At 71.3% G+C, this 11,843-nt stretch carries 11 protein-coding genes; 2 read left to right on the top strand and 9 right to left on the bottom strand.

Going from position 1 to position 11,843, the window contains the following annotated elements:
• Window positions 1-3: 3 nt before the first annotated feature.
• The 4 genes from D0Z08_RS22670 to D0Z08_RS22655 form a co-directional block, all read right to left on the bottom strand.
• Complete coding sequence (locus tag D0Z08_RS22670) at window positions 4-1,317, bottom strand: cytochrome P450 (protein WP_147381510.1); 1,314 nt, start codon at window positions 1,315-1,317, stop codon at window positions 4-6.
• Window positions 1,318-1,327: 10 nt separating this feature from the next.
• Entirely contained in the window at window positions 1,328-3,151 is a 1,824-nt protein-coding gene (locus D0Z08_RS22665; protein ID WP_118927552.1) for a peroxidase family protein, read from the bottom strand.
• Window positions 3,152-3,265: 114 nt separating this feature from the next.
• A complete protein-coding gene (locus D0Z08_RS22660; RefSeq protein WP_147381509.1) occupies window positions 3,266-4,117 on the bottom strand; it encodes a hypothetical protein in 852 nt (283 codons plus the stop codon).
• Between the two features lie 35 nt (window positions 4,118-4,152).
• Entirely contained in the window at window positions 4,153-5,040 is an 888-nt protein-coding gene (locus D0Z08_RS22655; protein WP_245994314.1) for an LLM class flavin-dependent oxidoreductase, read from the bottom strand.
• Between the two features lie 79 nt (window positions 5,041-5,119).
• Here D0Z08_RS22655 and D0Z08_RS22650 point away from each other — a divergent pair, with 79 nt between their 5' ends.
• Entirely contained in the window at window positions 5,120-6,139 is a 1,020-nt protein-coding gene (locus tag D0Z08_RS22650; RefSeq protein ID WP_118927550.1) for a TIGR03617 family F420-dependent LLM class oxidoreductase, read from the top strand.
• A gap of 84 nt (window positions 6,140-6,223) precedes the next feature.
• On the opposite strand, the gene D0Z08_RS22645 is transcribed toward D0Z08_RS22650, so the two are convergent.
• The 3 genes from D0Z08_RS22645 to D0Z08_RS22635 are packed head-to-tail and all read right to left on the bottom strand — an operon-like array spanning window position 6,224 to window position 9,512.
• The gene (locus tag D0Z08_RS22645) at window positions 6,224-7,063 is read right to left on the bottom strand and encodes an SDR family oxidoreductase (protein WP_118927549.1); all 840 of its coding nucleotides are present in this window, start codon (window positions 7,061-7,063) and stop codon (window positions 6,224-6,226) included.
• Window positions 7,060-8,565: a flavin-containing monooxygenase gene (locus tag D0Z08_RS22640; RefSeq protein WP_118927548.1), complete on the bottom strand. Its 1,506-nt coding sequence runs from the start codon at window positions 8,563-8,565 to the stop codon at window positions 7,060-7,062. The genes D0Z08_RS22645 and D0Z08_RS22640 overlap by 4 nt, the downstream gene beginning before the upstream one ends.
• A complete protein-coding gene (locus tag D0Z08_RS22635; protein WP_118927547.1) occupies window positions 8,562-9,512 on the bottom strand; it encodes a patatin-like phospholipase family protein in 951 nt (316 codons plus the stop codon). Before D0Z08_RS22635 ends, D0Z08_RS22640 begins: the two co-directional genes overlap by 4 nt.
• A gap of 59 nt (window positions 9,513-9,571) precedes the next feature.
• On the opposite strand from D0Z08_RS22635, the gene D0Z08_RS22630 reads away from it, so the two are divergent.
• Window positions 9,572-10,183 (top strand): TetR/AcrR family transcriptional regulator, encoded by a 612-nt coding sequence (locus D0Z08_RS22630; protein WP_118927546.1) that lies wholly within the window; start codon window positions 9,572-9,574, stop codon window positions 10,181-10,183.
• Here the strand turns inward: D0Z08_RS22630 and D0Z08_RS22625 are convergent.
• Both D0Z08_RS22625 and D0Z08_RS22620 read right to left on the bottom strand, forming a co-directional pair.
• Window positions 10,180-10,446 carry a hypothetical protein gene (locus D0Z08_RS22625; protein WP_118927545.1) on the bottom strand — a complete coding sequence of 89 codons (267 nt, stop codon included), beginning with the start codon at window positions 10,444-10,446 and terminating at the stop codon, window positions 10,180-10,182. The two genes, D0Z08_RS22630 and D0Z08_RS22625, sit on opposite strands and share 4 nt — an antisense overlap.
• The gene (locus D0Z08_RS22620; RefSeq protein ID WP_220454306.1) at window positions 10,430-11,824 is read right to left on the bottom strand and encodes an ABC1 kinase family protein; all 1,395 of its coding nucleotides are present in this window, start codon (window positions 11,822-11,824) and stop codon (window positions 10,430-10,432) included. Before D0Z08_RS22620 ends, D0Z08_RS22625 begins: the two co-directional genes overlap by 17 nt.
• Window positions 11,825-11,843 lie beyond the last annotated feature (19 nt).

The following is an 11,843-nucleotide window of genomic DNA, read 5'->3' as shown; positions in this document are numbered from 1 at the left end:
TGGCTAGACCCGGATCTCGAGGCCGTAGATGTCGAGGCCGTACGGCAGCCGGTCGCCCTTGAGCCGCGGCCCGCTGACGAGCTTGGGGTTGCCGGCGGTGATCAGTCGTCCCAGGAACGCCTGGCCGAGGAAGATCGACAGCCCGGCGCCCGGACAGCCTTGCGGGCCGTGGCTGAAGAAGTTGAACCGCCAGTCGTCGCCGGCGGTGCCGGTGACCCACTCCTCGGGGGCGAACCGGTCGGCGAACGGCACCCGGTCCCGGTTGCGGTGGTTGAAGAGGTTGTGGATCAGCACCTGGGTGCCGGCCGGTGTCTTCTGGCCGTTGACCCACCGGTGGTCCTCGACCTGGACCCGCCCGAAGAGGGCGGTCGTGGGCCACAGCCGCATCGCCTCGAGGATGCAGCCGGCGAGGTACGACGCGTCGGCGACGTCCTCGACCACGGTCAGGTCCTTGCGGCCCACCTCGGCCCGGGCGTCGTCGAGCACCAGCGGGTGCGTGGCGAGTACGGCGAGGGCGCGCATCAGGTTGCTCGGGAGCGTGTCGCCCATGGCGAACAGCCAGTGGATGAGCTGGCCCGGTACATCGGTGTCGTCGCTCTGCGGAGCGGACGCGATCAGGCCGGTGAGAGCGGCGGGATCGGGCGTGGCGACGTACTCGGCGAGGTGGGTGTGGAAGTCGTCGTACCCCTCGGCCGGCTTTCCGGGCATCTTGTTGCCGGCCGCCATCAGCGACCCCAGCTGCTCGGTCAGCGCGGTGTCGTCGGCGGCGGCCGCGCCGAGCACGACGACCCGGGTGAGCCGCTGGAACGCGAGGTTGACGTCCTCGAACTTCAGCGGCCGGCCGAGCGCGAGCAGCGCGTCGGCCTCGGCGACGGTGGCCGCGGCGAAGCCCTCGGCCAGCCGGTGGATCGTCCGGCCGGTGTCGAGGACGGCCTCGGCGAACGCCCGGCGGTCGGCCCACAGGTCGCCCCGCGAGATCGTGAGGGCGTCCGGCTGGAACGCGCTCATGCCCTTGCGCTTGGCGTCCGGGTCGGACGCGAACGGCGACGGCGAGCCACCAAGGACCACGCGGATGTCGTCGGGGTGCGTGACGAGCAGCGTCTCCTCGGCGCCGACCCGCACCCAGAACGGGTCCGGGCCGTACTTGCGGGCGAGGCCCTCGACCAGCCGGTACGCGAGGTGGTCGGCGGGCAGCTTGTCGATCGCGCTGACCACTGCCTCGCGCTTCCGGAACAGGCCCTGGACCACGTTCGGGACGCCCACCTGAGCGGTGAAGCGCACCCCTTCGACGATCGAGGCGTGCTTGAAATCCCTCATTTTTGGCCACTCACCACGGCAGGTACGACTTCACGGTGTCCGCCGCCCGCAGGATCACCGGCTTCTGCCCGGGGGCGGGGGCGCCCAGCTCCGGCCACGGCGCGAAGACCCGGTCCACGTCGCCGATGACCGTCTCCAGCTCGGGGTAGTGCCGCAGCAGGACGTCCTTCATCGAGTTCTCGTTGACCCAGTCGAAGCCGGTCTTCGTGTAGACCTCCGGCCGGAAGTCCTTGGTGAAGAACCGGTCGCTCTTGAGTCGGCGCGAGGCCATCAGGATGAAGATCCGGAACGCGACGTCGGAGAAGCCGAAGCCCTTCGGCGGCTGCTCGGCCTGCATGCCGATCTGCAGGTCCACCGCGTCGACGTCGCCGTGGTAGATCTCGTTCATCTCCTTCGCCCACTGCTTGTTGGGCGTGATGTCCTCGATCCGCTTGCGCCGTGGCATCCGCAGGGCCTCGCGGAAGTCGTTGTAGCGCGGCACCCCGCGCTCGCGGTCGCGGACGATGTCGAGGGTCGCCAGGTCGGTGATCTGGCCGTCCACGCGGGTGAGGTTGCGCAGCGAGTTCGGGTAGTTGTGCAGGCAGACCGCGCCGGCACTGGCCTTGCCGATGGAGTACCACATGTCGCCCATCTCCAGGCTGTCCATGAAGTCACGGGTGTAGCGGCCTTGGAGGTCGGTGAAGAAGGCCTCCTGCACCTGCACGCCGCTCTCCAGCGAGTAGAAGGTCCAGTCGTCGGGGATGAGCGGGTGCATCCGGTAGACCGACACGAACTCCTCGGTCAGCGAGAACGGCGCGGAGTGGTGGTCGGTCGAGGAGCCGATGATGCCGGACAGCGCCTCGCTGTCCCCGACCCGGCCGACCTTGTCGCGGAAGGCCTCGCCGAGGGCGCCGTACCAGTTGGCGCTCATGCCGATCTGCAGCGCCGGATGCCGCAGCACGCACGGGGTCCACTCGACGGTGTGGATCTTGGCGATGAGGGCGGAGACGACCAGTACGCCGAGCTCGAACAGCCGCTGGTCGTCGTACTCCGGGTGCGCCTTCTTGATCGCCGCGACGACGGTGTTGTGCTCACGGGCGAAGAGCGTGTGCAGCAGGCCGGGGCCGAACCACCAGTTCTCCTGCATGCCGGTCAGGTCGACGCCGGGGATGTCCTCGCTGAGCGGCAGCCGGCCGTCCTCGTCGACGTGGATCCTGCCGTCGACGAAGGTGCGGATCTGGCCCTGCTTCTCCTGGCCGCTGCCGTAGATCTGGGAGCCGTCCCACCAGTGAGTCTCCTGGTTGGCGAACACCGGCGCCGGGCACCCGTCCTTGATCTCGCCGTGCAGCGGGATCGTCTCCCGGATCCGCATCGGGTTCTCGGGGAAGTCGTCGCCGTCCTGGAGCGGGATGTTGATGACCTTGTCGGCGACGCCGTTGCCGTGGAAGAACCAGTTGTGGTTCTCGAACTGCAGCCAGGCGGCGCCCAGCGCGTTGAGGATGCCGGCCGGCTTGAACGTGTCGCGCGCCATCAGCTTCCGGCTGATCTCGCGGGGGTCGGGGTTGAGCAGGTTCTTGCGGTCGACGACCGTCTTCTCGATCGGCACGTTGCGGCCGAAGCCGGTGCCCTTGGCGCCCATCATCGGGCAGCCCACGTCGTTCCAGGTCCCCTCCGGGGTGCGGGCGCGCGCCACCTCGGGGGTGGGCTCGCCCATGTCGCCGTCGGGACGGGTGCCCTCGCCCTCGAAGAGGTTCTTCTCGCGCAGGTCCTTGCGCTCTTTCGTCAGCGCACGGAGCTGGAGCACCAGGGAGGGGTGCTGGTACCACTGGAGGTTCAGCGGGTTCAACGGGTCCATCGAGGCTCCTACGGACGGCGGGAGTCAGGCCCCCGGCGGAACGATGTGGCGTGCCTCACGCACGTCGCACTGCGAAAGATAGGGGCCCGGGCGGCCTCGTGAACAGGGCTGGGCTCACCCGTTGAAGCCCACATGCACGTGGTCACTGTGCGTGGGATCGGAGAAGTACTGGCTGCCGCCGTCGTCCAGATCGTCCGGGCCGCCCACCTGGGAGGCGCCGGTGCCGGCCGCGATCCGCATCACCTGACGCACCACCCCGGCCGCGCCCGGGTCGACGACCAGCCGGCCGTCGATGCTCCCGATGTCGTAGGCGAGCCCGTCGGGATGGTTGCTGCGCCGGTCGGTGCCGAAGACGTGCACCGGGTGGGCCGAGATCAGCACGCTGATCCCGATCCGGTGCTGCTCCGCCACCTCGAGCATCGATCGCAGCACCGCGTCGGAGACCAACCCTGCAGCGACGTCGTCGCGACCGGCCCAGGGCAACGTGATGCGATCACTGCTCAGCACGTGACGGATCAAGGGCCCCGGATCCTGCAGGGGCGGCACCGGCGCGGCGGCGGTGACCGAGTCGACCCGCCAGCCCCCTGGGGCCTGACTGATCTGCACGTCGTACGTCGTACCGCCTCCGTCCTCGAGGTCGGCCTCGACCAGGATGCTGGCGGCCGGCGGCAGGTACCCGAAGTACTGCGTGTAGGTCACCTGCCGTACGTCGGGCAGCGCCTCGACGGCTCGTGCGGCGGCGCGCTTCGCCGCGCCGTCGATCTCGGCGGGGTCCGGCTGGTAGCGGGTGGGACGCGGCGCAGGCGCGGGCGCGGCGTCGATCGGGTCGGACGTCGATCCGCTCGGCGACGTCCGTGGCGCGGAGTCCTCCTCGGCCCTCGACGACGAGCAGCCCGCCATGCCGGCGAGGACGCCGGCCAGGACCATCGCGGCCGCCGTCGCCCGAGCGCTTGTTCCCGCTTCCATGCGTGAAGAGTAGGTGGGGTGCGCGAGCGGCGACCTCAACGAGCGGCGACCAGCTCCGCGGCCGCGTCCAGGCAGCGCAGGTCGACGGTGGCGGGGACCAGCACCAGCTCGTCGTACCCGGCCGCCTCCGCGTCGTCGAGGACCCGCCGTACGCCGTCGGGCGAGTGCGCGGTCACGAGCCCCGCGAGGGCCCGCGCCAGCTCGGGTCCGAGGAAGCCGAGGTAGCGCTCGGTGAAGTCCCTCAGGACCTCCTCGGGCTCGGGCACGCCGAGCGCGTAGAAGCAGCCCGTCACCTTGCGCGGCGTACCCCTGCCGGCCGCCGACCACGCCGCCTCCGCGCGCTCGCTGACATCGACGAGCTCCTGCCGAGCGCCGGTCACGCTGAAGCCGGTCACGCCGTCGGCCCACCGGGCCGCGCGAGCCAGCGCCTTCGGCCCCAGGGCAGCGGCGAGGATCTCCGGCCGGCGTCCGGGCGCGAGGGCGGGGCCGACCGGATCACCGCCCGGGTACGGCGAGCCGCCGTCGAGGAGCCGGGTCAGCTCACGCACCTGCTCGTCCAGGCGCTGATGACGGCCGTGCGTCGGGCTGCCGAGCGCCTCGTAGTCGCCGTCCCGCCCGCCGATGCCGACCCCCAGCACCAGCCGGCCGTCGGCGAGCTGGTCGAGGGTGCCGACCTGCTGCGCGACCATCGCCATCGGGTGGGCCGGGAGCACCCAGACGTTCGTCATGATCCGCACCCGGCTGGTGACGGCGGCTGCCGCGGCGAGCGTCGCGACCATCTCCGGGTTGGAGAAGGTCACCCGCTCCCCGGCGGACACGCTGGAGAACGGGCCGTCGTCGATGCCGCGCGCCCAGTCGACCGTCGTTCGCGGGCCGTAGTCGCGGGCCATCTGGGGCAGCGCGACCCCGATCTCCAGGGCCATCGCCCACCTCCCCTGTGACACTGCGGCTCGCGCCGATCTAGAACGTGTTCTAGTGTGCGTCGGATGAGGTGTCAACCGCGTGGCCACTGAGATCGACCTGACCTACCACGGCGACCCAGCGGGGATCGGCGCCGTCGCGCGTGCGGTCGAGGAGCGCAGCCCGAGCAGCACGCTCTACGTGCCTGAGGGCGCGCACGATCCGTTCGTCTACCTGACGCTGGCCGCGACCCGGACCGAGCGGCTCCGCATCGGTACGTCGATCGCGCTCGCGTTCGCCCGTTCCCCGATGGCGATGGCCTATCCGGCGTACGACGTGCACCGGCTGTCCGGAGGACGTCTGATCCTCGGGCTCGGGTCGCAGATCAAGCCGCACATCGAGCGCCGCTACTCCATGCCCTGGTCGCGACCGGCGGACCGGATGCGCGAGTACATCGCCGCCCTGCGGGCGATCTGGCACACCTGGCAGACCGGAGAGGCCCTCGACTTCCGGGGCGACTTCTACACGCACACCCTGATGCCTCCGCTCTTCAACCCGGGCCCGCTCGGCTTCCCTTCCCCCGAGATCTGGTTGGCCGGGGTCGGGCCGCGGATGGTCGCGACCGCGGGCGCGGTTGCCGACGGCTTCATGTGCCACCCGCTGCTCTCGCGCAGCTACCTGGAGGACGTGCTCCGCCCGCAGCTTGCCGAGGGCCGGACGAGCACCGGTGCGAGTGGCGACTTCACCGTCGCTGCGATGGCGATGGTCGCGACCGGGCGGACCGAGGAGGGCTACGCCCAGGCGATCGCCGGCACCAAGCGGCAGATCGGGTTCTACGCGTCCACCCCCGCCTACAAGCCGGTGCTCGACCACCACGGCTGGGGGGACCTGCACGCCGAGGCACACGCATTCACGAAGGCGGGTCGCTGGACCGAGCTCGGCGACCTCGTCGACGACGAGGTCCTCACCACGCTCGCCGTCGTCTCCGAGCTCGACCAGGCCGGCGCCGCCGTACGGGAGCGGTTCGACGGCCTCGCCGAGCGGGTCATCCTGTCGATCCCCTACGCCGCCGACGACTCGCTCGGGCTGGACGTGGCGGCGGGGTGCAGGAATCCCCGGTGAACCGGGGGTTCCTGCACTTGTCGGGGGTTGCAATGGCCGACAAGTGCAAGTTTCCCCGGTTCACCGGGGATTCCTGCAGGGCTCCTACTGGTTCTCGATCCGGTTGAGGTACGCCTTGCGCACCGAGTCGTCGACCCGGGTGATCGCGGCGTCGTCGTGCACCAGGTGCCGGAAGCGGCGCATCACGCCCTCGGGCACCAGCGGCGCGCCGTTGGCTGCCAGCCCGACGTACGACGGCACGGCGACCTCGGCGCGCCGGCTGCGGACCGACTTCACGACGGCGGCGGCGATGTCGTCCGGCTCGACAGCCGGCAGCACGCCGTAGTCGATGCCCGAGGACAGCTCGGTCATGACGGCGCTCGGCAGCACCGCCGTGATCGACACCCCGGTGCCCTCGAGCTCGAGCCGGGTGGCGGCCGTCAGGCCGACGACGGCGTACTTGCTGGCGTTGTAGACCGCGAGCCCCTTGATGGGGAACTTGCCGGCGAGCGAGGCGACGTTGACGACATGGCCCTGCCCGCGCTCGATCATCGCGGGCAGCGCGAGCCGCATGCCGTGGATGACGCCGTAGACGTTGACGTCCATCGTCAGCCGGTCGATCCGGTCCGCCTGGTCGAGGAAGGGGCCGTTGGGCATGACGCCGGCGTTGTTGACGAGAACGTCGATCGGGCGTCCGTGGTGCTCCTCGGCGGCCGCGAGGAACGCCGCGTACGACTCCTTGTCGGTGACGTCGAGCCGGTGACCGCTGGCCTGCGCGCCCAAGCCGGCGGCGGCCTCCTTCGCGAGGGCGTCGTCGAGGTCGCCGAGCGCGACCCGTGCACCGGCGGCGACGAACTCCTTCGCGGTCGCCAGCCCGATGCCCCGGGCGGCGCCGGTAATCGCAACGAGCGCGCCGCCGAGGTCGATCTTGGGATAGCGGCTCATGCGGTGACCTCCTGGGTCTTCGCCTCGACAGGCTCGGCGTGCGCGGGGACGGTGATCTCGTAGTCGGCAGGGTCGAAGCGGCTGACCCGGCGGACCAGCTCGCCGGTGGACCACGGCCAGCTGAAGCTGTTCCGGCCGTTGGCGTCGATGTAGTAGCTGTGGCAGCTGGCCGCGTTGTAGGCGGTGCCGGCCAGCGCGGCCTGCACGTCGTCGACGTACGCCGCCTGCGTCTCGGGTCGTACGGCGAGCGCGGCCCATCCCTCCCTCCGAGCCGTGGTGACCGCGTCGACGATCAGTGCGACCTGCGCCTCGGCGATCGCGAACGCCGAGCTGTGGCCCGTGCCGAGGCTCGGACCCAGCACCACGAACGCGTTGGGGAAGCCGGCGACGACGGTGCCGAGGTAGGCCTCCGGCGAGCCCGCCCAGTGCTCGGCGAGGGTGCGGCCGTCGGCACCGCGGACCAGGTCGGCCACCGGCATGTCGAGGATGTGGAAGCCGGTGCCGAGGATGATCGCGTCGACCTCCGCCGTCGTGCCGTCGGAGCCGACGACGGTGGAGCCCTCGACCCTGTCGACGCCGGTCGCGTGGACCTCGACGTTCGGCTGGGTGAGCGACTGCAGGTAGTTGTTGGAGAAGAGGATCCGCTTGCAGCCGAGGAGGTACTGCGGCGTCAGCTTCGCCCGCAGCTCCTTGTCCCGCACGGCCGCCCGCAGGTAGGCCTGGCCGACCTTCTGCAGCGCGTGCATGAGCGGCTTCGGGTGGTGGAAGGCGGTGCCGACGCCCTCCATCGCGGCGTACTCGACGGCGCCCAGCGCCCGCTCGAAGAGCGGCACGTTGCGCTTCACCCACTTCTCGGCGTTCGGCACCGGGTGGTCCACCTTGGGGAGCACCCAGTGCGCGGTGCGCTGGAAGAGGCGGAGATCGGCGACCTGCTTCTGGATCTCGGGCACGAACTGCACGGCCGAGGCGCCGGTGCCGATCACGGCGACCCGCTTGCCCGTCAGGTCGTAGTCGTGGTTCCAGCGAGCGGAGTGCCACACCTCCCCGGGGAAGTCGGCCAGGCCCGGCAGGTCGGGGATCTTGGGCTCGTTCCACGGTCCGGCGGCGGCGACGACGAAGCGCGCCGCGATCTCACCGGTCGTGGTCTCGACGCGCCACTGGCCGGCCGCCTCGTCCCACCGCGCTCCGGTCACCTCGACGCCGAACCGGGTGACCTCCTCGAGCCCGTGGTCGCGGGCGACCCGGTCGACGTAGGCCAGGATCTCCGGCTGGGTGCCGTAGACGCGCGACCAGTCGCTGTTGGGGGCGAAGGAGTATGAGTAGAGGTTGGACGGCACGTCGCACGCGCAGCCGGGGTAGGTGTTGGCCCGCCAGGTGCCGCCGTAGGTCTCGGCCTTCTCGAGGATGACGACGTCCGCGACACCGGCCTCCCGCAGCTTGATCGCCGCGGCGATGCCGGAGATGCCGGCGCCGATCACGACGACCTCGTGGTGATGGTTCATGCCTTGGCTCCTTCGATGGCGGCCCCGATCGCCGAGGCGACCCGGCCGGGGACGTGCGTGCGGGCCGCGGCCAGGGTGGCGTCGCGGCGGGACAGGTCCATGAAGTTCGGGCCCATGGCAGCCAGCTCCTCGGGACCGGGCTCGACCCGGACCACCCGGATCCCCGCGGCCTCGAGAGCGGCAACCTCGCGGTCGAGGCCGATGGTCATCTGGGTGCGCAGCAGCCGCTCGACCCGGCTCAGGCCGCGAGCCGGAGCTCCGCCCGCCGACGTCATCGGCGCCACTACGACGACCTCGCCAACCGGCTGGCCGACCAGGAGGTCGGCGGAGACGGAGGAGACCGCACCGCCGTCGACGAAGCGCCGACCGGCGATCTCGACGGGCGGGAACCAGCCGGGGATGCCCCACGACGCGGCGACCGCCTCGCCGAGCCGAGCGGGTGGGGCGCCGGCCGAGCCGAACGCGACCCGCTCCCCCGTCGCGACGTCGGCGGCCACGATCCAGGTGTCGCGGTGCGCGGTCCAGCCGTCGGCGCCGGCGAGCGCATCGCCGTACTCCCTCAGCCAGGTGGCGTCGCCGCGGCCGCGCGGCAGGAGGCCCGCAAGAGCGGCGTACGGCGAACGCCGGGCGATCCCGGCCCGCACCAACCCGAGCGCGGGCAGCGCGAGGGCGGGGACCGGCGGGATGCTGCCGGGGTGGTCCGCCACGTGACCGGCGAGCAGCGGGTCGGCGTGGTCCCGGCCGTCGAGGGCGTCGAGCAGGTCTTGCGGCGTGCGGCCGGAGCCGAGCGCCGCCACGATCTCGGCGCCGGCAGAGGTCCCGACGAGGACGTCGGCGGTCCGCGCGTCCCAGTCGAGCTGCTCCTCCAGCGCCCGCAGCGCGACCGCGGTCCAGGCGAAGCCGAGGGTGCCGCCGCAGCCGATGGCGAGTGCACGTCGTTGGGTCATGTTTCGAATACTATCGGTATTCGAATACCAGCGGTAGCCCAATCGGCTATCCTTTCGTCGTGGGCCGGATCACGCGCAAGGAGTCGCACGCGCAGACGCGCGAGCGGCTGGTCGAGACCGCGCACCGGCTCTTCCTGAGGGACGGCTACAACGCGACGTCGCTCGACAAGGTGGCCGCCGAGGCGGGCTTCTCGAAGGGCGCCGTCTACTCCAACTTCGCGACCAAGCACGAGCTCGGCCTCGCCGTGCTGGACGTGCTCCACCTCGAACGAGCGATGTCGCTCGCGTCGGCGGTGGTGGGCGCCGAGACGGCCGAGGACCGGATCGACGCGTTCGAGAAGTGGGCCGACGAGAACATCGGCGATGTCGGCTGGACGGCCCTCGAGGTCGAGTTCGCGACCAGCAACCGCCACGTGGCCGGCATCAACCAGGCCCTCGCCGGCCGCCGCCGCGAGCTCACCGCAGCCATCGCCGACCTGATCGAGCAGCAGGCCGCCGACCTGGACCTGACCCTGCCGCTCCCCGCCGACGACGCCGCCGTCCAGCTGCTCGCGCTCGGCATCGGGCTGGGCGTCCAGCGGGCCTTCGACCCCGAGCTGCCCGTCACCAGCCTGGTCGACCTGCTGCGCTCGTTCCTGGAGCGGGCCCAGCCGACGACCCGATCGGACTAAGGCTGCTCGAGCCGCCGGATGCGGGTCTCGAGCCGGTCGAGGTGGTCGTCGAGGCGGGCGACCGCGTCGGTCAGGCTCTTCAGGCGGCGCTCGAGCTTGGCGAGGTCAGCGGCGGTCGGCAGGTTCAGGGCACCGAGAGCAGCCTCCTGCGCCCGCAGCGTCCGGTCGCGCATCGCGGAGGCCTCCGACAGCAGCCGCTGGGCGACCGGCTGGTCGACGAGCGGCTCGAGGATGCTGCGCACCTGATCAAGCGGGGACGACACGGCCGACCTCCTGCTCCCAGGCGAGCTGCTGCCGACCGAGATCGGTCACCGGCGGTTCGCCGTAGATCCACTCGCGCGCGACCCGGTGCAGGTTGATGGTCGGGTTGAGCTGGCCGACGATGGCGATCAGGTGCGCGTCGGCGCGGGCACGGAAGGCGTGCTCCGCCGGCAGGTTCTGCTTCTGCGCGAACTTGTAGTAGCTCGACCGCGGGTCTGCGAACTTGGCGGCCATCTTGTTGACCCTGCGCGAGGTGATCTCGAGCTCCTCGTCGGACAGGAACCACCACCCGGCCGTCCTCGCGACGTCCACGAGCTCGTCGACATCGGTGCCTTCGGAGTCGGGCACGAAGCCGATCTCGTGCAGCACCCGTCGCAGCTCCTCACCGTCGCCGGCGACGGCGGACCGGTAGATCGCGAGCTCCGCCTCGGCAGCGGCCGGGTCGAAGCGCTTGAACAGCCCGAAGTCGAGGAACGCCATCCGCCCGTCCGGAAGCACGAGGGCGTTGCCGGGATGCGGGTCACCGCTGTACATGTGCAGCCGGTACGGCGATCCCGAGTAGAAGCGGAACAGGATCTCGGCGATGCGGTTGCGGGTGGCCAGGTCGGCGTCGTACGCACTGCTCAGCGGCTTGCCGTCGACCCACTCGGTCGTGAGCACCCGCTCCGTGGAGAGCTCGCCGACCACGGAGGGGATCCGGATGAACGGGTGGTCGCGGAAGGCGCGGCCGACCGTGCGCGTGTTCTCGGCCTCGAGGACGTAGTCGAGCTCCTCGGTGATCCTCGCCTCGAGCTCGGCCGCGAGCTGCTTCGCGTCCAGGCCCTCGTGCAGGAACTTGCCGTAGACCCGCACGAACAGGGACAGGTTCTTCAGGTCCGCGCGGACGGCGGTGGCGATGCCGGGGTACTGCACCTTGACCGCGACGTCGCGGCCGTCGTGCGTCACCGCGCGGTAGACCTGTCCGATCGACGCCGCAGCGACGGGCGTCTCGTCGAAGCTCCGGAAGGCCTCGGCGAGCGAGGTGCCGAGCTCGCCCTCGATCTGCTTGCGCATCTTCGGCCACGGCACCTTCGGCGCGTTGTCCTGCAGGGCCGCCAGCTTGGCCTGGAACTCCTCCCGGTGGCTGGACGGGATCAGGCCACCGTCGAGCATCGACAGCATCTGACCGAGCTTCTGCGCGGCGCCCTTCATGGTGCCGAGGACGGTGACCAGGCGTTCCGCCATCTCGATGTTGCGGGCCTCGAGCGCGGCGGCCGCCCGCTCGTCGGTCCGGAACTTGTTGGCGGTGCGGGTGCCGACGTGCATGGCCGCCTGACCGGTGGCCATGCCACCGAGCTGGGCCAGCCGGCCGGTCCGGGAGGTGCGGGTCTTGGGCGCCACGTGGCTCTCCTGTGCGTTC

Source organism: Nocardioides immobilis (assembly GCF_003515065.1).
Classification (GTDB): domain Bacteria; phylum Actinomycetota; class Actinomycetes; order Propionibacteriales; family Nocardioidaceae; genus Nocardioides; species Nocardioides immobilis.
The sequence above is the reverse complement of the archived record's forward strand: the minus strand, read 5'-3'. Positions and strand labels throughout refer to the sequence as shown.